At 64.5% G+C, this 23,734-nt stretch carries 28 protein-coding genes and 1 tRNA gene; 17 read left to right on the top strand and 12 right to left on the bottom strand.

The window, feature by feature from the left end; all coding sequences use genetic code 11:
* Positions 1–13: 13 nt before the first annotated feature.
* The 4 genes from pheT to AX729_RS40460 form a co-directional block, all read right to left on the bottom strand.
* Positions 14–2,422, bottom strand: coding sequence for a phenylalanine--tRNA ligase subunit beta (gene pheT / locus AX729_RS12960; protein ID WP_061023561.1), 2,409 nt, complete (start codon positions 2,420–2,422; stop codon positions 14–16).
* Positions 2,419–2,889: an endonuclease domain-containing protein gene (locus tag AX729_RS12955; RefSeq protein WP_061023559.1), complete on the bottom strand. Its 471-nt coding sequence runs from the start codon at positions 2,887–2,889 to the stop codon at positions 2,419–2,421. Before AX729_RS12955 ends, pheT begins: the two co-directional genes overlap by 4 nt.
* An 80-nt stretch (positions 2,890–2,969) precedes the next feature.
* Positions 2,970–4,052 carry a phenylalanine--tRNA ligase subunit alpha gene (gene pheS / locus AX729_RS12950; protein WP_061023557.1) on the bottom strand — a complete coding sequence of 361 codons (1,083 nt, stop codon included), beginning with the start codon at positions 4,050–4,052 and terminating at the stop codon, positions 2,970–2,972.
* 2 nt (positions 4,053–4,054) lie between these two features.
* On the bottom strand, positions 4,055–4,294 hold the full coding sequence (locus AX729_RS40460) for a hypothetical protein (protein WP_197433594.1): 240 nt from the start codon (positions 4,292–4,294) through the stop codon (positions 4,055–4,057).
* Between the two features lie 10 nt (positions 4,295–4,304).
* On the opposite strand from AX729_RS40460, the gene AX729_RS12945 reads away from it, so the two are divergent.
* Positions 4,305–4,628 carry a hypothetical protein gene (locus AX729_RS12945; protein WP_245325148.1) on the top strand — a complete coding sequence of 108 codons (324 nt, stop codon included), beginning with the start codon at positions 4,305–4,307 and terminating at the stop codon, positions 4,626–4,628.
* 64 nt (positions 4,629–4,692) lie between these two features.
* Here AX729_RS12945 and rplT read toward each other — a convergent pair whose 3' ends face one another.
* Together rplT and rpmI are read right to left on the bottom strand one after the other, a co-directional pair.
* On the bottom strand, positions 4,693–5,052 hold the full coding sequence (rplT, locus tag AX729_RS12940) for a 50S ribosomal protein L20 (protein ID WP_028179126.1): 360 nt from the start codon (positions 5,050–5,052) through the stop codon (positions 4,693–4,695).
* A gap of 80 nt (positions 5,053–5,132) precedes the next feature.
* Positions 5,133–5,333 carry a 50S ribosomal protein L35 gene (gene rpmI, locus AX729_RS12935; RefSeq protein ID WP_008539890.1) on the bottom strand — a complete coding sequence of 67 codons (201 nt, stop codon included), beginning with the start codon at positions 5,331–5,333 and terminating at the stop codon, positions 5,133–5,135.
* 273 nt (positions 5,334–5,606) lie between these two features.
* Between rpmI and AX729_RS12930 the strand changes: the two genes are divergently transcribed.
* Positions 5,607–6,008 carry a hypothetical protein gene (locus AX729_RS12930; protein WP_061023553.1) on the top strand — a complete coding sequence of 134 codons (402 nt, stop codon included), beginning with the start codon at positions 5,607–5,609 and terminating at the stop codon, positions 6,006–6,008.
* Between the two features lie 63 nt (positions 6,009–6,071).
* On the opposite strand, the gene infC is transcribed toward AX729_RS12930, so the two are convergent.
* On the bottom strand, positions 6,072–6,611 hold the full coding sequence (gene infC, locus AX729_RS12925) for a translation initiation factor IF-3 (RefSeq protein WP_156456916.1): 540 nt from the start codon (positions 6,609–6,611) through the stop codon (positions 6,072–6,074).
* 248 nt (positions 6,612–6,859) lie between these two features.
* Here infC and AX729_RS12920 point away from each other — a divergent pair, with 248 nt between their 5' ends.
* The gene (locus AX729_RS12920) at positions 6,860–7,648 is read left to right on the top strand and encodes an alpha/beta hydrolase (protein ID WP_061023549.1); all 789 of its coding nucleotides are present in this window, start codon (positions 6,860–6,862) and stop codon (positions 7,646–7,648) included.
* Positions 7,649–7,811: 163 nt separating this feature from the next.
* On the top strand, positions 7,812–8,279 hold the full coding sequence (locus AX729_RS12915; RefSeq protein WP_061023547.1) for a nuclear transport factor 2 family protein: 468 nt from the start codon (positions 7,812–7,814) through the stop codon (positions 8,277–8,279).
* Positions 8,280–8,407: 128 nt separating this feature from the next.
* Here the strand turns inward: AX729_RS12915 and AX729_RS12910 are convergent, their stop codons facing one another.
* The gene (locus AX729_RS12910; RefSeq protein WP_061023545.1) at positions 8,408–9,205 is read right to left on the bottom strand and encodes an acyl-CoA thioesterase domain-containing protein; all 798 of its coding nucleotides are present in this window, start codon (positions 9,203–9,205) and stop codon (positions 8,408–8,410) included.
* Between AX729_RS12910 and AX729_RS12905 the strand changes: the two genes are divergently transcribed.
* Positions 9,195–9,392, top strand: a complete 198-nt coding sequence (locus tag AX729_RS12905) for a hypothetical protein (protein ID WP_061023544.1) — start codon at positions 9,195–9,197, stop codon at positions 9,390–9,392. The genes AX729_RS12910 and AX729_RS12905 overlap by 11 nt on opposite strands.
* On the opposite strand, the gene queG is transcribed toward AX729_RS12905, so the two are convergent.
* Positions 9,389–10,564: a tRNA epoxyqueuosine(34) reductase QueG gene (gene queG, locus AX729_RS12900; protein WP_061023542.1), complete on the bottom strand. Its 1,176-nt coding sequence runs from the start codon at positions 10,562–10,564 to the stop codon at positions 9,389–9,391. The genes AX729_RS12905 and queG overlap by 4 nt on opposite strands.
* Positions 10,513–11,205: a glutathione S-transferase family protein gene (locus tag AX729_RS12895; RefSeq protein ID WP_061023541.1), complete on the bottom strand. Its 693-nt coding sequence runs from the start codon at positions 11,203–11,205 to the stop codon at positions 10,513–10,515. Before AX729_RS12895 ends, queG begins: the two co-directional genes overlap by 52 nt.
* 170 nt (positions 11,206–11,375) lie before the next feature.
* On the opposite strand from AX729_RS12895, the gene AX729_RS12890 reads away from it, so the two are divergent.
* Positions 11,376–12,182, top strand: a complete 807-nt coding sequence (locus AX729_RS12890; protein WP_061023539.1) for an undecaprenyl-diphosphate phosphatase — start codon at positions 11,376–11,378, stop codon at positions 12,180–12,182.
* A 104-nt stretch (positions 12,183–12,286) separates the two neighbouring features.
* On the opposite strand, the gene AX729_RS12885 is transcribed toward AX729_RS12890, so the two are convergent.
* The gene (locus tag AX729_RS12885) at positions 12,287–13,252 is read right to left on the bottom strand and encodes a complex I NDUFA9 subunit family protein (RefSeq protein ID WP_061023537.1); all 966 of its coding nucleotides are present in this window, start codon (positions 13,250–13,252) and stop codon (positions 12,287–12,289) included.
* 149 nt (positions 13,253–13,401) lie between these two features.
* On the opposite strand from AX729_RS12885, the gene AX729_RS12880 reads away from it, so the two are divergent.
* The 3 genes from AX729_RS12880 (at position 13,402) to AX729_RS12870 (ending at position 14,186) form a co-directional block, all read left to right on the top strand.
* Positions 13,402–13,488, top strand: a tRNA-Leu gene (locus tag AX729_RS12880).
* 194 nt (positions 13,489–13,682) lie between these two features.
* On the top strand, positions 13,683–13,892 hold the full coding sequence (locus AX729_RS12875) for an addiction module protein (protein ID WP_061023536.1): 210 nt from the start codon (positions 13,683–13,685) through the stop codon (positions 13,890–13,892).
* On the top strand, positions 13,893–14,186 hold the full coding sequence (locus AX729_RS12870) for a type II toxin-antitoxin system RelE/ParE family toxin (protein ID WP_061023535.1): 294 nt from the start codon (positions 13,893–13,895) through the stop codon (positions 14,184–14,186).
* A gap of 73 nt (positions 14,187–14,259) precedes the next feature.
* On the opposite strand, the gene AX729_RS12865 is transcribed toward AX729_RS12870, so the two are convergent.
* Positions 14,260–15,531 (bottom strand): MFS transporter, encoded by a 1,272-nt coding sequence (locus tag AX729_RS12865; protein WP_061023533.1) that lies wholly within the window; start codon positions 15,529–15,531, stop codon positions 14,260–14,262.
* A 230-nt stretch (positions 15,532–15,761) separates the two neighbouring features.
* On the opposite strand from AX729_RS12865, the gene AX729_RS12860 reads away from it, so the two are divergent.
* The 8 genes from AX729_RS12860 to AX729_RS12825 all read left to right on the top strand — a co-directional run bounded on the left by AX729_RS12860 (position 15,762) and on the right by AX729_RS12825 (position 23,730).
* Complete coding sequence (locus tag AX729_RS12860) at positions 15,762–16,376, top strand: ribonuclease D (RefSeq protein ID WP_061023531.1); 615 nt, start codon at positions 15,762–15,764, stop codon at positions 16,374–16,376.
* A 157-nt stretch (positions 16,377–16,533) separates the two neighbouring features.
* Complete coding sequence (gene lptC, locus AX729_RS12855; protein ID WP_061023529.1) at positions 16,534–17,268, top strand: LPS export ABC transporter periplasmic protein LptC; 735 nt, start codon at positions 16,534–16,536, stop codon at positions 17,266–17,268.
* Between the two features lie 5 nt (positions 17,269–17,273).
* Positions 17,274–17,975, top strand: coding sequence for an LptA/OstA family protein (locus tag AX729_RS12850; protein ID WP_061023527.1), 702 nt, complete (start codon positions 17,274–17,276; stop codon positions 17,973–17,975).
* 245 nt (positions 17,976–18,220) lie between these two features.
* Positions 18,221–19,219, top strand: coding sequence for an LPS export ABC transporter ATP-binding protein (lptB, locus tag AX729_RS12845; protein ID WP_061023525.1), 999 nt, complete (start codon positions 18,221–18,223; stop codon positions 19,217–19,219).
* Positions 19,220–19,310: 91 nt separating this feature from the next.
* Positions 19,311–20,936 (top strand): RNA polymerase factor sigma-54, encoded by a 1,626-nt coding sequence (rpoN, locus tag AX729_RS12840; RefSeq protein WP_061023523.1) that lies wholly within the window; start codon positions 19,311–19,313, stop codon positions 20,934–20,936.
* A gap of 84 nt (positions 20,937–21,020) precedes the next feature.
* Positions 21,021–21,626, top strand: coding sequence for a ribosome hibernation-promoting factor, HPF/YfiA family (hpf, locus tag AX729_RS12835; protein WP_061023521.1), 606 nt, complete (start codon positions 21,021–21,023; stop codon positions 21,624–21,626).
* A gap of 226 nt (positions 21,627–21,852) precedes the next feature.
* Positions 21,853–22,314, top strand: coding sequence for a PTS IIA-like nitrogen regulatory protein PtsN (gene ptsN, locus AX729_RS12830; protein WP_061023520.1), 462 nt, complete (start codon positions 21,853–21,855; stop codon positions 22,312–22,314).
* Positions 22,315–22,437: 123 nt separating this feature from the next.
* Complete coding sequence (locus tag AX729_RS12825; RefSeq protein WP_061023518.1) at positions 22,438–23,730, top strand: O-antigen ligase family protein; 1,293 nt, start codon at positions 22,438–22,440, stop codon at positions 23,728–23,730.
* The last annotated feature ends 4 nt before the right edge of the window (positions 23,731–23,734 follow it).

Below are 23,734 nucleotides of genomic sequence, written 5' to 3'. Positions count from 1 at the left end.
ACGCTTTTCGGCATCATGCTCTCAGGGTACCGCCGGTCTTCTTCGTGACTTCCGCCACGATCTTGGCTCCGACCGCCTCGATCTCCTGGTCGGTGAGCGTCTTCTCGCGCGGCTGGATCGTCACTGCGATGGCGATCGACTTCTTGCCGTCGTCGATGCCCTTGCCCTCGTAGACGTCGAATACGTTCACGCCGGTGATCAGCTTCTTGTCGACGCCTTGCGCGGCACGGACGATATCGCCGGCCTTCACGGCGCGGTCGACGATGAAGGCGAAGTCGCGCGACACCGGCTGGAAGGCCGAGAGCTCAATCAGCGGCTTGGCGCGGGTCGGCTTCTTCTTCGCCTCCGGGATGCGGTCGAGGATCACCTCGAACACCACCAGCGGACCGTCGGCGCCGAGCGCCTCGAGCGCGCGCGGATGCATCTCGCCGAAATAGCCGAGCACGTTCTGCGGACCGATCTGGATCGTGCCGGAGCGCCCCGGATGCAGCCATCCAGGTCCGCCGGCGACGATCTGCAGCGCCTGCATCGGCGCACCGCTGGCTGCCAGCACCGCCAGCGCGTCGGCCTTGGCATCGAAGGCGTCAGCCTGCGTCGACCCGGTCCAGTGCCGTCCGAGACCTTCAGAGGACGCAAAGCCGCGGCGTACGCCGCTCGCCGCCATGAACTGGTCCTGCGGGCGATCGCCCCTGAAGATCTGACCGACCTCGAACAGCGCGACATCGCCGAAGCCGCGATCGGCATTGGCCTGCGCGGCCGCGGTCAGGCCCGCGAGCAGGGTCGGGCGCATGTCGGACAAGTCCGACGCGATCGGGTTGGCCACTTCCAGCTCGCGCTGGCCGCCGCCGAACAATTCCGCCGCAGGCTTGGCGATGAACGACCACGTCACGGCCTCGACCATGCCGCGGCTCGCCAGCGCGCGCCGCGCGCGGCGGGTGCGGAGCTGGAGCGGGGTGAGCACCGGTTTGCGCGCGTCCTCGCCGCGCTCGAACGGCGTCTCCGGCACCTTGTCGACGCCGAAGATGCGCACGATCTCCTCGACGATGTCGGCCTTGCCGTGCACGTCGGTGCGCCAGGACGGCACCGCCACCTTCACGACCGGACCCGGGCCGGCCATCATGAAGCCGAGATGGGTCAGGATGCGCTTCATCTCGGTTTGCGGCACGTCGATGCCGGAGAGCCGCTTGACCTCGGTGATGGGGAATTCGATCAGGCGGTCGTCGCCAAAGGCCTTGCCGACCACGACGGTCTCGGATGGCGTGCCCCCGCACATCTCCATGACCAGCTTGGTCGCGAGCTCCAGCCCCGGCACCATGAAGGCGGGATCGACGCCGCGCTCGAAGCGGTAGCGCGCATCTGAATTGATCCCGAGCTTGCGGCCGGTCTGGGCGATGTTGATCTCGTTCCAGAGCGCCGATTCGATCAGCACGTCGGTGGTGTTCTCGTCGCAGCCAGAGGCCTCGCCGCCCATGATTCCGGCGAGCGATTCGACGCCGTTCTCATCCGCGATCACGCAGATCGAGGGATCGAGCTTGTAGGTGCGGCCGTCGAGTGCGAGCAGGCTCTCGCCGTCGCGGGCCCGGCGCACCACGAGGCTGCCCTTGACCTTCTTCGCGTCGAACACGTGCAGCGGCCGCGCGCGGTCGAAGGTCATGAAGTTGGTGATGTCGACCAGCGCGTTGATCGGGCGCAGACCGATCGCGGTCAGCCGCTTCTGCAGCCATTCCGGCGACGGTCCGTTCTTGACGCCGCGCACGAGGCGGAGCGCAAAGCCCGGGCACAGCGCGGCGTCCTCGACCGTCACCTTCACCGGACACGGGAATTCGCCCTTGATCGGCTTGATGGTCGGGTCCTTGAACTTGCCCATGTCGGCGGCGGCAAGGTCGCGCGCGATGCCGTGCACGCCGGTGCAGTCCTGCCGGTTCGGCGTCAGGTTAATCTCGACCACGGGATCGCCGAGCCCTGCCCATTCGGCGTAGGCAGAGCCAACCGGCGCATCCGCTGGCAATTCCATGATGCCGTTATGGTCGTTCGAGATCTGCAGCTCCGCCGCCGAGCACAGCATGCCGCGGCTCTCGACGCCGCGGATGGTGCCGACACCGAGCGTGATATCCTTGCCGGGAATGTAGGTGCCGGGCGGGGAGAACACGCTGACGAGGCCGGCACGCGCATTCGGCGCGCCGCACACCACCTGCACCGGCGCGCCGCCATCGCCGGTGTCGACCATGCAGACGCGCAAGCGATCCGCATTCGGATGCTGCTCGGCCGAGATCACCTTCGCAATGGTGAACGGCTTCAGCGCCTTCGCCTTGTCCTCGATGTTCTCGACCTCGAGTCCGATCATGGTGAGCTTCTCGGCGAGTTTTTCCAAGGGCTCGTCGGTCTCGAGATGATCCTTCAGCCAGGAGAGGGTGAATTTCATGGCTGTGTGCCTCGGCTCTTGTCGGTGTTTACGAATTGATCTTGTACCCCCCTCCCTGACCCTCCCCCCTTGTGGGGGAGGGTCAGGGAGGGGGGTAAGCCGCGGGCTCTGACAGAAGTTGCCTGGCGAATTGCCTCAACAACTCCCTCAAGGTTCGTCATCACCTGATCGTTGGTGAAGCGCAGAACCTGAAAGCCTTCGGCTGCGAAGAAAGCGTCACGACGCCCATCTTTCTTCTGACGTTCCTCGAAATCATGGGATTCTCCATCGAGCTCGATGATGAGTTTTGAGGAGAAGCACACGAAGTCGACGATGTAGTTTCCGATTGGCGATTGGCGACGGATGCCAACACCATCCATGCGGTTAGCTTTCAGGTGGCGCCATAGCAGTGTTTCGGCGCGCGTCATCGCTCGGCGAAGCTGTTTCGCCCGGCTGCGCTGACGTTCGCTTACAACTGCGTGCGGCATCCGCGGCTACCCCCCTCCCTGACCCTCCCCCACAAGGGGGGAGGGAACGGAGAGAGTCTTCGTATGGCCGATCGCCGCCCTCACGAGCTCAGCCCCCCAGCAAGCGTCGGCACTTCGAGCGGCTTGAAGCCGTAATGGGACAGCCAGCGGACGTCGCTGTCGAACAGCTGGCGCAGATCGGCGATGCCGTATTTCAGCATGGCGATGCGGTCGATGCCCATGCCCCAGGCAAAGCCCTGGTACTCGTCGGGATCGATGCCGCAGGCACGCAGCACGTTCGGGTGCACCATGCCGCAGCCGAGAATCTCGAGCCAATCCTCGCCTTCCCCGAAGCGAATCTCGCCCTTGTCGCGGCGGCACTGGATGTCGACTTCCAGCGACGGCTCTGTGAACGGGAAGAACGAGGGACGGAAGCGCATGTTGATGTGGTCGACCTCGAAGAAGGCCTTGCAGAACTCGTGCAGGATCCATTTGAGGTGGCCGAGATGCGAGGTCTTGTCGATGACGAGGCCTTCGACCTGGTGGAATTGCGGCGTATGGGTCGCGTCCGAATCGATGCGGTAGGTGCGGCCCGGGCAGATGACGCGGATCGGCGGCTTCTGGCTCAGCATGGTGCGCACCTGCACCGGCGAGGTGTGGGTTCGCAGCAGCATGCGGGAGCCGTCCTCCTTCGGATGGAAGAAGAAGGTGTCGTGCATTTCGCGCGCGGGATGGCCGACCGGGAAATTCAGCTTGGTGAAGTTGTAGTCGTCGGTCTCGATATCGGGACCTTCGGCCACCGAGAATCCCATGTCGGCGAAGATCGTGGTCAGTTCGTCCCAGACCTGACTTAGCGGATGGATGCGGCCGGCCTCGGTCGGCGCATCGCGCAGCGGCAGCGTGACGTCGATGGTCTCGGACGCCAGCCGCGCATCGAGCGCGGCCGACTTCAGCACGTCGCGCCGCGCGGCGAGCGCCTCGCTGACCTTGTCCTTGGTGAGGTTGATCGCGGCGCCCTGCGTCTTGCGCTCGTCCGGGGACATCTTGCCGAGCGTGGCAAGGAGCGCCGAGATCGAGCCCTTCTTGCCGAGGGCGGCGACGCGCACCGCCTCGAGGGCGGCCTCGTCTCCGGCGGCGGCGATCTGGTCGAGAATGGACGTTTCGAGCGTTGCGAGGTTGGACACAGTCAAATCCTTGCTGCCAAAATTCGGCTGGGTTGTCGCCGCCCGAAGGCAGTAACGTCAAGCAAAAAGCCGGTCATTTCGGGCCGCGGCAGGTTGGGTTGAACCTGGCGCATCGGCACGGCACGAAGGGAAGACGAGGAGACCACCCCGATGATCTCGAGATCTTGCCTTGCCGTGCTTTCTGCCTTTCTGGCCATCGTTTTGTCGAACCCTGGCACCCCTGCGCACGCCATGGTCTGCATGGAAACATCCATGACGTCGGACGAGGTCGTCGACGCCATCAACAAGCAGACCAGCTGCGAAAGCGCGATGAAGGTGTTTCGGGACTGCCAATCGGGCGCGAGCGGCGATGTCGAGCTTGGCGCTGCCGTCGAAAGGAAATGCGAGGCCGACTTCCTGCCCGGACTCAACACGGCGCAGCAGCAGGCCTACAAAAGGGAGATGCGCGCCTGCGACCAGAAATACCGGAACAAGTCCGGTACCATGTATGTCTCGTTTGCTGCTTTCTGTCGGGCAGAGGTCGCCAAGCGCTACGCGCAGCGCGCACCGAAGGCTACGGGCCAGAAGGCCCGCTAACGCAAGCCTCAGGTCGCCAACGCAGCCCTGACCGCGTTAAGCCGCCAGCGCAGCCGTCGCCGCGTTACGCCGCCAGCGCAGCCTTGGCCTTCTCGGCGATCGCCTGGAACGCGGCGGGCTCGCTGATCGCGAGATCCGACAGCACCTTGCGGTCCACGGTGATCCCGGACTTGGCCATGCCGTCGATAAATCGGCTGTAGGTCAGGCCGAACGGACGGACGGCCGCGTTGATGCGCTGGATCCAGAGCGCGCGGAACGTCCGCTTCTTGCGCTTGCGGTCACGGAAGGCATATTGCATCGCCTTCTCGACCGCCGGCTTGGCGGCGCGGATGGTGTTTTTGCGGCGGCCATAGAAGCCCTTGGCGGCCTTGTAGACTTTCTTGTGCTTGGCGTGGGCGGTCACACCGCGTTTGACGCGAGACATGACAAAAATCCTTCAGAGATGACTTGGTTTTCGGATCGCCGCGCGAATGCGGCGCGAGGTGGCAGTGATCGTGGACGCGATCAGGCGTTCGGCAAGAAGTACTTCTTGACGTTGTCGCCGTCGGTCTTGAACAGCACGCGGGTGCCGCGGAGCTGACGGATCTGCTTCTTCGTCCGCTTGATCATGCCGTGACGCTTGCCGCGCTGGGCGTGCATCACTTTGCCGGTGGCAGTCACCTTGAAGCGCTTTTTAGCGCCCGATTTGGTCTTCAGCTTGGGCATTTGGCTCTCCTATGGCCACAACAGAAATCCGCCCGTGAAGGCGGTTGGCCGTCTAAAATGCTCGTTAGAGCGTTGATTGTGCTCAAGTTTTGCGAACGAGCGCAAAACCCGCACGAGACACCGCCACGGCAGCCCTTGATCAGCCGGGCGATGAAGGCTGGGCTTATGACAGAGGACGGGCCGATTGGCAACGATGAACCGGCGGAACCGGCCCGGCGACTATCCGGTGTTGCCGCCTCATGTCCAAGCCGTGCCGCCTGAAGCAGGACCAAAATGGCCCATTTCCCGCAATCGATCTCGTTCTCGTCCGTCTTTGCTCGCCCGCGCCGCCTGGCGCTCCTCACCGTGCTCGCCGCAGCCGCGTTGCCCTCGACCGCCGAGGCCCGCGGCGGCTATGACGGAGTCTGGAACGTCACTTTCGCCACCACCAGAGGCAATTGCAGCTCCGGCTACAGCGTTCCCTTCACCGTAACAGGCAGCCGCGTCTCGTCCGCGGGCGGCGGCCGGGTCTCGGGCCGGATCAACCGCTCCGGCGCTGTGGCTGTCCAGGTCTCGGTCGGCGCCTCCCACGCCAGCGGCGGCGGCCGGCTTGCCGGCGTGAACGGCGCCGGCTCGTGGAGAGGTGTCATCTCCGGCGACCAGTGCAGCGGCACCTGGCGGGCGACGCGGACCTGAATCAAAACGGCCCGCCGGACATCCGGACGGGCCGTTGAACTCCCAAGCCCCAAACAGCTGCAATCAGCGCGGCGCCAGCACCATGACGACCTGGCGACCTTCGAACCTTGCGTCCTGCTCGACCTTGGCGAGCTCGGCGACGTCGGTCTTGATCTTGTCCAGCAGCTTGGTGCCGATCTCCTGGTGCGCCATTTCGCGACCACGATAGCGCAACGTGATCTTGACCTTGTCACCCTCTTCGAAGAACCGCTGCATCGCGCGCATCTTCACGTCGTAATCGTGGTCGTCGATCATCGGGCGGAGCTTGATCTCCTTGATCTCGACCGTCTTCTGCCGCTTGCGCGCTTCCGCTGCTTTCTTCTGAGCGGAATACTTGTACTTCCCGTAGTCCATGATCTTGCAGACGGGAGGGCTGGCATTCGGCGAAATTTCGACCAGATCCATGCCGACTTCCTGAGCCATCCGGATGGCGAGGACGGTCTCGACCGTGCCCCTGTTCTCACCGGTCTGGTCGATCAGCTGGATCTGCGCATTGCGGATATCATCATTGATGCGCGGCCCGTCTTTGCTGGCAGCGGGCGGAGCTTTATTAGGACGGCGAATGGGTGGTTCTCCAATGTTGTGAAGGAAGCGGGTATTCTGAAGGAAGAAGCGTTAGCCGGCAAGCAAGTCGCTCGTGCAAACGTGAAAAACCGTTAAATGCGAGGCATTTTGGTCACGCCTGGGCACGCTGACGACATAGACACCTTGCTTCTGTTCCGCAAGCGTCCCAAAGGGCCAATGTCGGCATCAGGTTGCATCCTGCGACCGCGCCGGGACAGCTCAAACCGCACAGCCAGAGTAAACGTTCCATGACCGATGCAAATCCCGATGCCATGCTCGACTTCATCGATGTGGGCGAGGGGCTGTCCGCCCGCCGGATCGCGGTACGCAGTCGGCGTGGACAGGGGCCCGGACTGGTCTGGCTGGGCGGATTCAAGTCGGACATGCAGGGCAGCAAGGCCCTGGCGCTGGACGCCTTCGCACGTGATCACGGCCGCGCAATGGTCCGGTTCGACTATTCCGGCCACGGCGAATCCGGCGGCGACTTCGCCGACGGAACCATCGGGCGCTGGCTGGAGGAGAGCGTCGCGGTGTTCGAGCGATATTGCGACGGCCCGCAGATCCTGATCGGCTCCTCCATGGGCGGCTGGATGGCGCTCCTGCTCGCGCGCGAGATCAAGAAGCGTCCCGGCAAGGCCTCGCTGGCCGGCGTCGTCCTGATCGCGCCGGCGCCCGACTTCACCGAGGAGCTGATGTGGAAGAATTTTCCGCCCGCAGTGAAGAAAGAGATCGAGACCAAAGGCGTCTGGCTGCGGCCGTCGGAGTACGGCGACGGCTCGCCCTATCCGATCACGCGGAACCTGATCGAGGAGGGCCGCAACCATCTCGTGCTCGGCAGCGCGATCGATCTCGGCTGCCCGGTCCGCATCCTGCAAGGCGCGAAAGACCCTGATGTGCCGTGGCAGCACGCGTTTGCGCTGACCCACCGCCTGCCGGCCGACGACGTCGTGCTGACCCTGATCCAGGACGGCGATCACCGCCTCTCCCGCCCGCAGGACATCGCGCGCCTTCTTGCCGCGGTCGCCGAGATCGGGTGAAACTGTTGCCCGGCATTCGATGTCATCGTCCGCCTTGTGCGCCCTTGCGCACTGGGGCGGACGATCCAGTATTCCAGAGGCCGTCGCGGTTGAACCGAGGAGCCGCGGCGTACTGGATGCCCCGCCTTCGCGGGGCACGACAGCAATGGGAAGGGAGGCAACAATGACCACCACCGCCATGCTGCGCGCCTTCTGCGACGCGGTCGAGCAGCGCAACGGCAAGGCGTTCGCCGAACTGTTCACCGAGGACGGCGTCTATCACGACGTCTTCTACGGCGCCTTCGCCGGTCGCGAGAAGATCGCGGCGTTGATCGACGACTGGTTCTATCGCACGGCGACGGATTTCCGCTGGGACATGCACGATCCCGTCACCGACGGCACCACGCTCTATGCGCGCTACACCTTCAGCTACAAATCGACTTTGCCGGAAGCAAACGGCGCGCGCGCGATGTTCGAGGGCGTCGCGATCATGACGCTGCGCGTCGGCAAGATCGCGAGCTATCACGAGGTCGCCAACACCGCGCCGGCGTTCGTCGATCTGAAGTTCGCGCCTGAAAGAATTGCGAAGATCGCTGGCAGGCAGGGCGCTGAGCTGAAGGCGCGGCCGGAGATGCAGCGGCATTTGCGCTGAGCCGGCTCTCTCCATGCGGTCATTCCGGGGCGTGCGAAGCACGAACCCGGAATCCATTTCGACACCATTCTTGCTGCTCGATGGATTCCGGGCTCACGCTACGCGTGCCCCGGAATGACGGCGGTGAGCTATCGCTTCGATGGATTCACCATCGGCTTGCGCTGCGCCAGCGCTGCGACCGTGGCGGTGCCGATCGGCCCCTGTTCGTCATAGAGCCAGCATTCGCCGATCGCGACGCCGTCCGTGGCGTGGTGGTTCACGACTTCGAAGCCGATCCACTCCGTGATCGGCAGGCGGTGCAGATAGATCGTGACGTCGCTGTTGATGTAGCCGAGCCCCTTGTCGCCGGCGTTGGCGAACGGGCTGGCGAAATCGGCGCCGGTTGCGACATGGACGAACGGCGTCATCGGCACGCCGGCGACGAGCTCGCGCACCTCGCTCATCCACAGCCGTCGCGGTCCGAGCGAACCCATGTGGCCGACGATGGGCCGCGTCGCCCATTTGCCGTTCATGCCGAGCCTGGGATCGGTCGGCTTGGGAATCTCGGCCGGCTTCGGCGCGTCCCAGTTCGGCGGCGACCACACATTGCCTTCAGGGTTTTGCGTCCGCCGCAGCAGCTGGCACGAGGCGCGCGCCATGCTGACGCCGCCGGAGACGAACTCTGCTTCCACCACGCGGATGCGCATCCCGTCGCGCACGAGGCGCGTCGTCACCTGGATCGGCTTGTCGATGGTGGGCAGCCGAAACATGTCGACGGTGAGCCGCGCCGGCACGAATTCGGGCCCGGAATGTCGTTCCTCGATGGCGAAGCCGAGCAGGCCGATGATGACGCGCCCGTGCAGCGACTTCGGATCCCACGGGCCATTGGCGACTTCCGTCGGGTGGAATGTCTCGCCGTCGCGGGTGAAGAAAGGCATGTTTGTCATGACGCGCGAGATTGAAGAAACGCGCAGGGAAATCAAGGGCGGCGAGAGCGTTCGTCGTCGCTACACAACAGGTGTCATCGCCCGGCTTGACCGGGCGATCCAGTATTCCGAGGCGGTCGTGATCGAATCGATGGGCCGCGGCGTACTTGATGCCCCGCCTTCGCGGGGCATGACAGTGGAGAGTTAGGATGCGGCGTGCCACTCCGCTCGCACGCTCTCGTCGTGCTCGTCGGCTATCGCAGCGCTCTTGATCGTCGCAAACTCATCTCGCGAAACCAACTGCTCCAATGCCCACACCGCAGCGCCACGCACCAGCGGGCTCGCGTCCCCCAGCAATCGCCGCGTCTCTTCCGCCAGCGCGACCTCGCCCGAGTTGCCGATCGCAATCAGCACGTTCCGCAAGAAGCGGTCGCGGCCGATGCGCTTCACCGGCGACTTCGTGAACAGCGCGCGGAACGCCGCATCGTCGAGCCGTGCGAGCTCGGCAAGACGAGGTGCGCGCAATTCGTCGCGCGCGGCGAGCCTGGCCTCGCGCCCTTCCTGCGCGAACTTGTTCCAGGGGCAGGCGGCGAGGCAATCGTCGCAGCCATAGATGCGGTTGCCGATCGCCTTGCGAAATTCGTGCGGGATCGGCCCCTTGTTCTCGATGGTGAGATACGAAATGCAGCGCCGCGCATCGAGCTTGTAGGGCGCGGGAAATGCCGCCGTCGGGCAGATGTCGAGACAGGCCCGGCACGAACCGCAATGGTCGATCTCGGCGTCGTCGCGCGGCAGGTCGAGCGTGGTGTAGATCGCGCCGAGGAACAGCCATGAACCGAACTCGCGCGAGACGAGGTTGGTGTGCTTGCCCTGCCAGCCGAGATGCGCCGCTTGCGCCAGCGGCTTCTCCATCACCGCTGCGGTGTCGACGAACACCTTCACGTCCGACGGCGCGGTTGCCACCAGCCAGCGTGCCAGCGCCTTCAGCCGTTTCTTGATGATGTCGTGATAGTCGTCGCCCTGCGCGTAGACCGAGATCGCCGCGCGCGTGGGCTGCTTGAGAATCGCCAGCGGATCGGAGTCGGGGCCGTAATTGACGCCGAGCATGATCACGCTGCGCACGTCCTGCCAGAGTCCGCGCGGATCGACGCGGCGCTCCGGCTGCGCGGCGAGCCAGTCCATGTCGCCATGGCCGCCCGAGGCGATGAATTCGAGGAAGTATTGTCCGGCGCGCTCGATCGTGCCGGGTGCCGTGACGCCGATGCAGTCGAACCCGAGCGCGCGCGCCTCGCGTGTGAGCGCCGACTTCAGTTCAGCCGGATCGGCACTCAGAAATCCAGGTCCACGTAGGTCCGCGACGCCGGCACGCCGGCCAGCCATTCGCTCAGCAGCGGACGGAACGACGGGCGTGATTTCACCCGCGCGTACCACGTCTTTGCCGCGTCGTCCTCGCTCCATGGCACGTCGCCCAGATAGTCGATCGCCGAGAGATGCGCCGCGGCGGCGAGATCCGCGTAGGTGAGCCGGTCGCCGGCGAGGAAGTTGCGCGTCTGCGCCAGCCAGCCGATATAGGCCAGATGATAGCGTACATTCGCCTTTGCCGCGCGCATCACGTCGGCCGAGGGCGGGCCGCCGCCGTTCTCCTCGCTCATGAAGCGCTTGTAGATGCGCTCGGTGACGAGCGGGTGCGAAACCTCCTCGAAGAATTTCTCGTTGAACCAGGCCATCAGCCGGCGCACCTCGACGCGCTCGGCGAGCGTCTCCGGCATCAACCGCTTGGGGCCCATCGCGGCACCATAGGCCTCGTCGACATATTCGGCGATGATCGCCGCGCCCGGTACGGGCGGCTGTTCCTCGTCCACCAGCACCGGCGTCGTGCCGGCGGCGTTGAGCAGCAGAAACGCCTCGCGCCGCTCCCAGCTGCGCTCTTCGACCAGCTTCAGGTCGAGCCCGTATTCGCCCGCGATCAGGCGGATGAAGCGCGAATGCGGACAGAACGGATGATGAAACAGCGTAAACATGAAGCCTTTGACTATTTGATGGTGCTTAAGAATCCATCAATGTTTGTGCGGCGCCACACTAGTCCGACAAAACCGCGAAGCAAGGTCGTGATGTCGCATTTTTGCGATTGCGGCATGGGAACGAATAGGCGAGAAGGGCCCCGCTTTTCCAGCCGAAATGGATCGTAAATATGTCAGACGCAATACGGGCAGTGATCCTCGGCATCATCGAGGGTGTGACCGAGTTCCTTCCCGTATCCTCGACCGGCCACCTCTTGCTTGCGGAGCGCTTCTTCCATCTCGGCGAAGGCGCGTTCTGGGATTCGTTTACGGTCCTGATCCAGTTGGGCGCGATCCTCGCGATCGTCGGGCTGTATTTCAGGAAGCTGTGGGACGTCGTGATCGGCCTGTTCACGGGCGACGCTGATGCACGGCGCTTCGTGATCGGCGTGCTGGTGGCGTTCCTGCCGGCCGTCATCGTCGGCCTCGTCGCCGGCAAGTACATCAAGAGCCTGCTGTTCAATCCATGGGTCATCTGCTTCACGCTGATCGTCGGCGGCGCCATCCTGCTCTGGGTCGACAAGCTCGATCTCAAGCCGCGCGAGCATGACGCCACCAGATTTCCGCTGCTGATGTATCTCTATATCGGCATCGCGCAGTGCGTGGCGATGATCCCCGGCGTGTCGCGCTCCGGCGCCAGCATCGTCGCGGCGATGCTGCTGGGAGCCGACAAGCGCGCCGCGGCGGAGTTCTCGTTCTTCCTTGCGATCCCCACCATGATCGGCGCGTTCGCCTACGACTTCTACAAGAGCCGTGCCGAGATGACGATGGACCACATCAACATCGTCGCGATCGGCTTCGTGGTGTCGTTCATCACCGCCATCATCGTGGTGAAGACGTTTTTGACTTACCTCACCCGTCACGGCTTCGTGGTGTTCGCCTGGTGGCGCGTCATCGTCGGAACGCTCGGCCTGATCGCGCTGGCGCTGGGACGGTAGAGCAGCAACCCGGTTGGTGCGGCTCCCAGGGCTGGGGAGGGGTTCTCGAGGACGGCCGCCAGAGGCGGCCTACGCTGCCCGCAAACGGGAGACGTTAACCGGCCTCACGCGCTCTTGCGCTGGAACTGGCCGGCTGCGCGGAAGCGCCACAGATATTGCGGGGCGATCGCCTCCAGCGAATCCGGCGTGATGCCGAGCCCTTCCAGCGTCAGGCCGGCTGCCTTCGCCGCATCCGACACGACGTTGTCGCGCACGAGCAGCGTGACCTGGTCCGGCGTCAGCTTCAGCGCGCCCGGCGCGAATTGCAGGAAGTTGGCCTGGAAGCGGGCGAGGCCGAACGGCAGCGGAATCAGCATCCGCTCGCGGTCGGTGATGTCGAGGATGGTCTCGATGATCTCGCGCATGGTCAGCACTTCCGGCCCGCCGAGCTCGTAGGTGGCGCCCGCCTTGGTCTTGCCGTCGACGGCCTCGGCGATCGCGGTGGCGACGTCGCCGACATAGACCGGCTGCATCTTCGTGTCGCCGCCGATCAACGGCAGCACCGGCGAGATCCGGGCCAGCGCCGCGAAGCGGTTGGTGAACTGGTCCTCGGGCCCGAATATCACGGAGGGGCGGAAGATCGTCGCCGACGGCACGGCGGCCAGCACCGCGGCTTCGCCGGCCGCCTTGGCCCTGGCGTAGCTCGAGGGCGACTGCGCATCGGCGCCGATCGCGGAGACATGCACCAGCCTGGCGCCGGCCGCGGCCGCCGCCTTGGCGACGGTCTCGGCGCCCCTGGCCTGGACGGCGTCGAAGGTCTGCGCGCCGCCCTCGGTGAGGACGCCCACGAGGTTGATCGCGACGTGCGAATCACGCAGCGCCGCCTCGACCGAGGCCGGATAGCGCAGGTTCGCCTGCACGGTGTGGACCTGCCCGACCTTGCCGGAGGGCTGGAGGTATCCGGCGAGTTCCGGCCGCCGCACCGCGACCCGGACCCGGTAATCGCGCTTGCACAGGGCCCGGACCACGTTCCGGCCCAAAAACCCCGATCCGCCGAAAACCGTGACGAGCGTGTCCAGATTCGATGCCATGGGGTCGGTTCCTGCAGCTGAGTAGCGTGTCGTCAGGCTTGTATCGACCCGGTTTGCGATGCGCAATCGGCATCCCGAACCGGCTTCACGCATGAATTGACAACGGCGTCACCGAACCGTAGTAACCGCCTCCGTGCCCCAAACGGCATGCCCAGGTGGTGGAATTGGTAGACGCGCTGGCTTCAGGTGCCAGTGGCTTAACGGCCGTGAAGGTTCGAGTCCTTTCCTGGGCACCATCTTTTCCAATCCGATTCCCTGCGACGCGCAATCCGCGGGGTCGGAGGCAATCCAGTCTGATTCAATATTGCGAGATAGGTCCGGAATTGTCGGACTTCGCCTCTTTCCGGAGCCTGCCACAGCCACGATATTTTTCTCGACGCGACTGAGAAGATTGTGATTTCGTTGGCAAAAGGACCAAAGGGGTCGGATCATGGCGACACTCGATATCAGCCGTTTGACGCCCAAGGAGCGGCTCGAGCTCATCGGTGAGCTTTGGGACAGCCTCTCCCCTGCCGATGTGCCGTTAACCCCGGCTCACGAGGCCGAACTCGACCGTCGGCTCGCGACCTTCGACGCGGACCGCCGCGAAGCCGTCCCTTGGGAGGATATCGACGCGGAGCTGGATCGTCGGTCGCCATAAGTGGCCAGGCTTCTCTTTACACAAGCCGCCCGGGCCGACCTCATCGATGCAATCCGTTGGTACGACATTCACGCTCCACACGTCGTGCCGCAATTTCGCGACGCCTTGCGCGCAGCGCTGATCCGGATTGCTGAGCACCCCAGGCAGTTTCCGTTCGCCTATAAGGACACGCGTCGAGCTATGCTGCGCCGGTTCCCCTACATTGTCGTGTTTCGCGAGCTGCATGATGCGGTCTACGTCATCGCGGTTTTTCACACGAGCCGCGATCCGTTGGTTTGGCAACGCCGCTCGTAATTTCGTCGTGATCGAAGATGCTTCGAGCGGTTTCACCCATCGAGGCGGACCATCGGCCTCTGCGCCCCCATCATCACACCACCCGCTTCCCCGCCCGCTCCGCGACCGACTTCTGCACGAAATACATCATCACCAGCGTGATGATCGTCGTCGCGACGACGACGTAGCCGATCCGGTCGAAATGGATCAGCGTGCCGTCGGGCGCTTGCGCGATAATCGCGCCGGCGAGCACCGAGCCGAGCCCGCCGGAGAGCTGCTGGAGCGAGGCGCTGACCGCGCTGAACGAGCCGCGCTGGCCCGCATCGGGGATCGCCGACATCAGCGCCTGCGAGGGGATCATCCGCGAGAAGATGCCGACGAACATCAGGACGTTGACGATGATCGCGGTCGCGAGCGAGACATGGCCGAGATGGGTGTAGATCAGCACCATGACCACGGTCATCGCGCAGCCGAACACGAAGGTCGGATATTTGCCGAACGTGTCGCTCGCCCTGCCGACCAGCGGTCCCGTGACGATGCTGAACAGGCCGGAGACGAGATAGATCGTCGGCAGATGCGCGATGTCGATGCCGAGATTGTGCACGGTGAAGGCACTGGAGAACGGCATCAGCATGTAGCCGCCGGTCGCCAGCAGCGTCGTGACGGCGAAGGCGAGCGTGTAGCGCGGCTCTCCGAGCGTCGCGATCAGATGACGGAACGCGTTCTTGTCCTGCCTCACTTTCAGATGCGCATCGACCGGCTCCATCACGAGGGCTATGATCGCGATCGCCGCGATCGACACCACGACGATCGCCGCGAAGCAGACATGCCAGTTCCAGTGATTGGCGAGAAACAGTCCGGCGGGAATGCCGAGCACCTGGCTCGCGGCGAACGCCGTCTGGAGGAAGCCCATGACGCGGCCGCGCAGCTGCAGCGGAAACAGGTCGGTGACGATGGCGAGCACCACCGCGCCGATCACGCCGCCGAACAATCCGGTCACGATCCGGCCGAGCAGCAGCACATGGTAGTTTGGCGCGGCCGCACAGAGCGCAGTGCCGAGCGTGAAGCCGACATAGAAGAACAGCAGGAGGCGCTTGCGGTCGAACCGATCGGCGAAGCCGGCAGCGAGGATGCCTGAGAGTCCCGCGCTGAATGCATAGGCCGACACCGCGACGCCGAACTGCCCGGCCGTGATGCCGAGCGAGGGCATCAGGATGGCGCCGAGCGGCGACATGATGATGAAGTCGAGGATGATCGTGAACTGCGTGAACGCGAGCAGCGCGATGAGGAGCGCCTGATAGCGCGAGAAGCCGCGTTGCCGTTGCTGTCGGTCGTCGGCGGGCGCGGCTGACGTCTGTTCGGTCATGACACCTGATTCAGGGCGGGAGGGGGAAGCCCGCAACAATAGGGCGGACCGGCACGATGTCCATGGGGCGCTGAAAATCTGTTTCTCGAAAAGAGCAGTGGCTCGGAGGCGCGGGCACCGTCATCGCGCTCGCCGCCGCTTGCGTGACCTGCCGCCAGTGGCTACATCGCGACCCATCCGATTGGCCTATGATATCGACGCACCGATTCGACCCGAGGTTTTGACACGCCATGACCGTACGCCTGCACCGCGGCGACCTGCCCGACCTGGCCCGCTACACCGGAGCCGTGGCGATCGACACCGAGACCATGGGGCTGAACCCGCACCGCGACCGGCTCTGCGTGGTCCAGCTCTCGCCCGGCGACGGCAGCGCTGACGTGGTGCAGATCCCCAAGGGGCACACGGATGCGCCCAACCTGAAGGCGCTGCTGGCCAATCCCGCCGTCACGAAAATCTTCCACTTCGCGCGGTTCGACGTCGCGGTGCTGTACCAGACCTTTGGCGTCATGACCGGGCCGATCTACTGCACCAAGATCGCCTCCCGCCTGACCCGCACCTACACCGACCGCCACGGCCTCAAGGACCTCGTGCGCGAGGTGCTCAACATCGACCTCTCCAAGCAGCAGCAATCCAGCGACTGGGGTTCCGACAGCCTGACCGAGCCCCAGCTCGCCTACGCCGCCTCCGACGTGCTGCATCTGCACGGCTTGCGCGAGCGGCTCGATGCCATGCTGGTCCGGGAAGGCCGCAGCCAGCTGGCGCAGGCCTGTTTCGACTTCCTGCCGACCCGCGCCTTGCTCGACCTCCAGGGCTGGGCGGAAGAGGACATTTTCGCGCATTCCTGAGGTCCCGTGCGGCGGTTAGCCTGAGATTGCCGCCCCGTTTCGGACACTTTCGTAACGGCCTGTCGCCGGCTGCATATTTGGGCGGTGCCGGATACAATGGGGGTGCCCGCCAACCGGACGAGCGATACGTCAGGAGCCCAGGACTTCAGGAGCCCAGGTGAATTCGGCCCAGAATCCCACCTACGACGCCGCGCTTGCGGCGAAGTTCGCCAGCGCGGCGCGCCACAGCCGCCTGGTGCGGATTCTGCGTGTCGCGGTGCCGGGCGCGGTGCTGTTGTCCATGGCGGCCATCGTCGGCGTGTCGGTGTTCAATCCCTTCCGCATGCTGATTCCGAAGCTGCCGCTCGATTCCGGAAACCTGGTGGTCTCGGGTACCAAGATCACGATGGAATCTCCGCACCTCGCCGGTTTCACGCCGGACCAGCGGCCCTACGAGCTCTGGGCCAAGGCCGCGACGCAGGACATCACCGACCCCGACCATGTCGATCTCTCCGACCTCCGCGCCAAGGTGCTGATGGAGGATCAGTCGACCCTATTCCTCGATGCGCGCAACGGCCGCTTCGACAACAAGCAGCAGCAGCTCGAGCTGCACAAGGACATCTTCCTGCGCACTTCGACCGGCTACGAGGCGCGGCTGAACTCGGCCTTCGTCGACATGAACAAGGGCATGGTCACTTCCGATGAACGCGTCGACGTCAAGCTGACCAACGGCACGCTGACCGCCGATCGCTTGCGGATCACGGAAGGCGGCGAACTCATCCGCTTCGAGGGCAACGTGGTGATGCACCTCGACAAGCTGGACGAGCCCGCTGCCGCACAGCCGGCGCCCACCGAGCCTGCACCGCCGGCCAAGACACGTACGCCACAGAACAAATCTGCCAATTCAAAGTGATTTCCATGATGAACTGCTTTACGCGTGACGCTGTTGTCAGCAAGGCCGCGCTTGCCGCCGGCCTCGCGCTGCTCGTCACGGGTGCGGCCGTCGCACAGAGCACGATGCAAGGCGTGCCCAACGCGATGCAGGGTTTTTCGCAGAACCGCGACCAGCCGATCCAGATCGAAGCCGCCTCGCTCGAGATGCGCGACAAGAAGAAGGAGGCGACCTTCGCCGGCAACGTGAAGGTCGTGCAGGGCGACACCACCATGACCTCGAAATCGCTGGTGGTGTTTTATGATTCGGGCGACAAGCCCGCCGCGCCGCAGCCCGCGGCGAAGGGCACGAAATCGGCGCCGATGCAGTCGGCGACGCCGGGGCCGGGCGGCAGTTCCTCGATCAAGCGGCTCGAGGCGCGCGGCAATGTCGTGGTGACCCAGAAGGACCAGGTGGTGACAGGCGATACCGCCGTGTTCGACACCAGGACCAACCTCATCACCATGCTCGGCGGCTCGGGCGGCCAAGTGGTCCTGACGCAGTGCAGGAACGTGCTGCGCGGCGATCGCCTGATGGTCGACATGACGACCGGCGTATCGCGCGTGGAATCCGACAACGGCCGCGTGCAGGCGCTGCTGCCGCAGGGCGGCAGCAATGATTGCGGCCCGGGGGCCAAGCCCGCCGCGGCGCCGCCCATGCAATTGCCGGGCGCAAGTAAACAAAAGTAAATTCAATCACTTGTGTCGGACATCCCCGATCCGAGGTTGAAGCTTGCCCGGCGAGACTGTATCTAGCGCGCAGGGCTTTCGAAGCGGGGTCCGCCGCTTTTCGGGCGTGTTTCACTGGGCATGAGACATCCCTTCACTCATGCTGCACCGGCGAATCGCAAGGCCGGCGCGGCCGAACGCGCGAACTTCGCAAGAGAGCGCGCAGGAAAACGCGCAGGAAAACCGCGCAAGGCTAGAAGGCGGGGATGGTCGATCTCTTCAGCATGTTCCGTCGGCGCCCCGCCAAGCGCGGCCGGCCAGGATTTGCGCGTCAGGACATCACCTCGCTCGGCGACAGCGTCGGGGGCCTCGTGGCCAGTCCTGTCAGGGACGCGCCGCCGACCGCCCGCGACCAGCCGATGCGCGCACCCGACCAGTTCCAGGGAGACTACCCGGCCGAGCCGTCGCGTCCGCAGGCGGTTCACCCCGTCAGGGCGGCCAGCAGGTCCAACGGCACCGGCGGACCGCAGCTTCTGAAGCGGCCGGGCTTCCTGGCTGTGCATGGCGTGAAGAAGTCCTTTGGCAGCCGCCAGGTGGTGCGCGGCGTCAGCATCTATGTGCGCCGCGGCGAAGCGGTCGGCCTGCTCGGCCCGAACGGCGCCGGCAAGACCACCGTGTTCTACATGATCACCGGCCTGATCAAGGCCGACGACGGCGCGATCGAGCTCGACGGCCACGACGTCACCAAGCTGCCGATGTATCAGCGGGCGCGGCTCGGCATCGGCTATCTGCCGCAGGAAGCCTCGATCTTCCGCGGCCTCACCGTCGAGCAGAACATCCGCGCGGTGCTCGAAGTGGTCGAGCCCTCGCGCAAGAAGCGCGAGCAGCAGCTGGATTCGCTGCTCGACGAGTTCAACATCACGCGCCTGAGAAAATCGCCGTCGATCGCGCTGTCCGGCGGCGAGCGCCGCCGCGTCGAGATCGCGCGCGCGCTGGCGACGCGGCCGAACTACATGCTGCTCGACGAGCCCTTCGCCGGCATCGACCCGATCGCAGTCGGCGACATCCAGGACCTCGTCCGCCACCTCACCAACCGCGGCATCGGCGTGCTCATCACCGACCACAATGTCCGCGAGACGCTCGGCCTGACCGATCGTGCCTATATCGTCTATGCCGGGGAAATCTTGACCGAGGGAACTCCGGATGAGATCGTTGCCGATCCGGACGTTCGCCGTCTTTACCTTGGCGAGGAATTCCGCCTCTAGCCCGTTTTTGCGTTTCGTCAAGACGTGTACATCGGGCTCGGACTAGGATAAGCAAAAATCGGACCAATTTTCTGGGAACGGTTCTTGCTTCATGGCCCTCACGCAGAGACTAGAGTTCCGGCAATCGCAGTCGCTGGTCATGACGCCGCAGCTGATGCAGGCGATCAAGCTGCTGCAATTGTCCAATCTCGATCTCACGACCTTCGTGGAAGAGGAGCTCGAGCGTAATCCTCTCCTGGAACGGGCCAGTGACGAGGCCCCCGCAGGAGAAGCTCCGGCCGAGGCCGGGAGTTATGGCGATTCCGAGGGCGGCCAGGGCGACGGTCAGGGCGAGGACGGCTTCAGCGGCAGCGCCGACGGTTTCGAGCCGGGCCAGGAAGAGTGGATGAGCAAGGATCTCGGCACCCGCGCCGAGATCGAGCAGACCCTGGACACCGGCCTCGACAACGTCTTTTCCGAGGAGCCGGCCGAAGCTGCGGCGCGCAACGCCCAGGACGCCGCGCCGACCACCTACACCGAATGGGGCGGCGGCGCCTCTGGTGACGAAGACTACAATCTCGAAGCTTTTGTCGCGGCCGAGACAACGTTGTCGGGCCATCTCGCCGAGCAGCTCTCGGTCGCCTTCACCGCGCCGGCGCAGCGCATGATCGGCCAGTACCTGATCGACCTCGTCGACGAGGCCGGCTATCTGCCGCCCGATCTCGGCCAGGCCGCCGAGCGTCTTGGCACGTCGCAGCAGGAGGTCGAGAACGTCCTCGCCGTTCTGCAAAAATTCGATCCGCCCGGCGTCTGCGCACGCTCTCTCAGCGAATGCCTGGCGATCCAGCTCCGCGAGCTCGATCGCTACGACCCGGCGATGCAGGCCCTGGTCGAGCATCTCGATCTTCTCGCCAAGCGCGACATCGCCTCCTTGCGTAAAGTCTGCGGCGTCGACGACGAGGACATCGCCGACATGATCGGCGAGATTCGCCGCCTCAATCCCAAGCCCGGCATGAAGTTCGGCTCGGCGCGCCTGCAGACCATGGTGCCCGACGTCTATGTCCGTCCGGGGCCCGACGGCGGCTGGCATGTCGAGCTCAACAGCGACACCTTGCCGCGTGTGCTGGTCAACCAGACCTATTATTCCGAGCTGTCGAAGAAGGTCGGCAAGGACGGCGACAAGTCCTATTTCACCGACGCGCTCCAGAACGCGACCTGGCTCGTGCGCGCGCTCGACCAGCGAGCCCGCACCATCCTGAAAGTTGCAACCGAGATCGTGCGCCAGCAGGACGGCTTCTTCACCCATGGCGTCGCGCACTTGCGGCCGCTCAATCTGAAGGCCGTCGCCGACGCCATCCAGATGCACGAATCCACGGTGTCGCGCGTCACCGCCAACAAGTACATGGCGACCAACCGCGGCACGTTCGAGCTGAAATATTTCTTCACGGCCTCGATCGCTTCGGCCGATGGCGGCGAGGCGCATTCGGCGGAAGCCGTGCGTCACCACATCAAGCAGCTGATCGACGCGGAAGAGCCCACGGCGATCCTGTCGGACGACACCATCGTGGAACGCTTGCGCGCCTCGGGCATTGATATTGCCCGCCGCACGGTCGCGAAATACCGCGAAGCCATGCGCATTCCCTCCTCGGTGCAACGCCGCCGCGACAAGCAGAGCGCTCTTGGTAACGTCCTTGCCACCGCCATGTCCGATCGCTCCCGCAACACCGAGCCGGCCTGATTGCGCTGGCGCGAAATCGCGCTACTCTCATTTCCCCCTGCGCGAGCGGTCCAGGCTAGGCGGTCAATCCAGGCGAGGCATCACATGACTCTTCGAATCTCGGGAAAGAGCATCAGCGTCGGCGAGGCCTTGCGCGGCCGCGTTGCCGATCGCACCGACGAGATGCTGCGCAAATATTTCGACGGCAACTATTCCGGTCACATCACGCTGAGCAAGGACGGCTTCGGCTTCCGCACCGATTGCGCGTTGCATCTCGATTCGGGAATCACGCTGGAGGCCGATTCGAACGCGCCGGATGCCTATGCCAGCGCCGACCAGGCGCTCGTGATGATCGAGAAGCGGCTGCGTCGCTACAAGAACCGGCTCAAGGACCGCTCCGCGCGCAAGGCCCATGTCGCCTCCGAAGCAATGGCTGCGCTGGACGCGACGAGCTATGTGCTCGAGGCCCCCAGCGAGGGCGAGGAGGACGTCACCGGGTACAGCCCCGTGATCATCGCGGAGCAAACCACGTCGCTGAAGCAGCTTTCGGTCAGCGAGGCGGTCATGGAACTCGACCTCACCGGTGCGCCTTGCCTGGTATTCCAGCATGGTTCGTCGGGCCGGGTGAACATCATTTACCGCCGGGCGGACGGCAATGTGGGCTGGATCGACCCGCCGGGAGCCAAGGTCGACGGCAAGGCGGACGGTTAGGCCCGGGCGGGAAGCCTTACGATTCCGCCCTTAACAATGACCGCGGCAAAGCCGCACGCGGGAGTTGGCACCGGGATTGCGTTGGAGTAGAAGCGCCCCACATCAGGATCTTGCGGGGACTTGGGCTAAGTCCTCTTCCTGCTTCGTGTTATTGACACCGGCCAGGCTTGGCTTCCAAGACGGCCACATCGGAACCTGACGGTTTAATTCACCTCGGAAAGCTTCCATGCCGATTACCGATCTGGTCGCACCCGAGGCGATTCTCCCGGCATTGAAAGTCAATGGCAAGAAGCAGGCGCTGCAGGAGCTCGCGGCCAGGGCCGCCGAGCTGACCGGGCAGAACGAACGCTCGATCTTCGAGGTGCTGTTGCAGCGGGAGAAGCTCGGCACCACCGCGGTGGGCTATGGCGTCGCCATTCCCCACGGCAAGCTGCCCAAGCTGGAAAAGATCTTCGGCCTGTTCGCGCGGCTCGATCGCCCGATCGATTTCGAGGCGATGGATGGCCAGCCTGTCGATCTCGTCTTCCTGCTGCTCGCACCCGAAGGCGCCGGCGCCGATCACCTCAAGGCGCTCGCCCGCATCGCGCGCCTCCTGCGCGACCAGGACATCGCCAAGAAGCTCCGCGCCTCGCGCGATGCCCAGGCGATCTATTCGGTGCTGGCGCTGCCGCCGGCGACCGCGGCTTAGGGCCCACTCCGGGACACGGTTCGCCGCCCCGGCTGAAACCGAACGCCCGAGGAAACGCCGGCCGCGGAGGCGGTCGCGCCGCGCGGTAAGCAATTATTAACCGTGCCTCGGGAAGGTCGGCTCATGACCAGCCTACACCCCGCGGCGGATTCCACGGCAGGCGACGGCGCGATCTCGAAAGCGCCCGGCGTCGGCGTGGAGAAGCTTGCCAGAGGGGTGATCCGTGTCTCGATCACCGTCAACGTCGTCGCGTCGATGGGCGTCTTCAATCCCGCGCTGCTTCGTGCGGAGTGGAGCTATGTGCAACAGGCCGTTGCGCTCCTGATGTGGGGCATCCTGATCTACGCCAGTGCCTTCGTACGCCCGCGCGTGCGGGTGGAGCCCAATCCCGATCTGATCGCGCTGGTCGCCTTCTACGCTTTCGCCGCCATTTCCGTTCTCTGGGCCGGCCTCGCCGCCGCGGCGATCATGAAGAGCGCCGCACTCGTGGTGACGACCTTCGGTGCGTACTGCCTCATCACGCGCATCGACATCGACGAGATCGTCGGATCGACGGCGCTGGGACTCTTCATCCTGGTTGCCGCCTCGGCATTCTGCGCCGTCTTCGTGCCCGAGATCGGCGTGGACCAGAGCTGGATGCACAATGGCCAGTGGCAAGGAATATACGAATCGAAGCAGACGCTCGGCTTCATCAGCGCCTATCTGATGTTCTTTGCCTGCTATCGGAAGATGACGGGGCAGGGATGGATTGCCTTCCTCTCGATGTTCCTTCTGGCATCGACCTGCGTCGTCGCTTCGGAGTCGCGCGGCGCCGGTGCCGTTGCCGTCGCCGCGGGCGCGCTGCTGTTCACCTCGATGTGGTCGATCCGCTGCATGAAAGTCTATGCGGTGCTGCCATTCATCATGTGCATCCTGGCCGCGCTGCTGATCCTGTATTTCTATGTGACCGGTTACGATTCCATCCATCTCGGCGAAACCACGATCAATCTGACGGAGCGGACCTTCATCTGGCAGTATGCGATCAGCCATTTCAACGACGCGCCGCTCCTGGGCTTCGGCATCAACGGATTCTGGACGCGTCCTTCGATCTACGACTATTTCAACCAGAACCATGGCTGGGTGCTCGACAATTATCATAGCGGCTACATCGCGGTGATGATCGAAACGGGATTTCTGGGATACGTGCTGTTCGTCGCGAGCGTTTTCCTGTTCTCGGACAAGGTCCTGTATTTGATCGCGACCCGGTCGATCGATCGCGGCCACTGCGCTCTCATCATCGGCTTCGTCGTCCTGAGCTTTCAGACCAACTTCACGGAGACGATGTTCCTTCGCTCGACGATGTTCACCTCGGTGCTTCTCGTCGCCTTCTTCTTCGCGGTGTGCAGGCCGGTGCCTCAGCAACAGCTGCGGCAATGATGGG

This window comes from Bradyrhizobium sp. CCH5-F6, assembly GCF_001556045.1.
GTDB lineage: Bacteria > Pseudomonadota > Alphaproteobacteria > Rhizobiales > Xanthobacteraceae > Bradyrhizobium.
The sequence above is the reverse complement of the archived record's forward strand: the minus strand, read 5'-3'. Positions and strand labels throughout refer to the sequence as shown.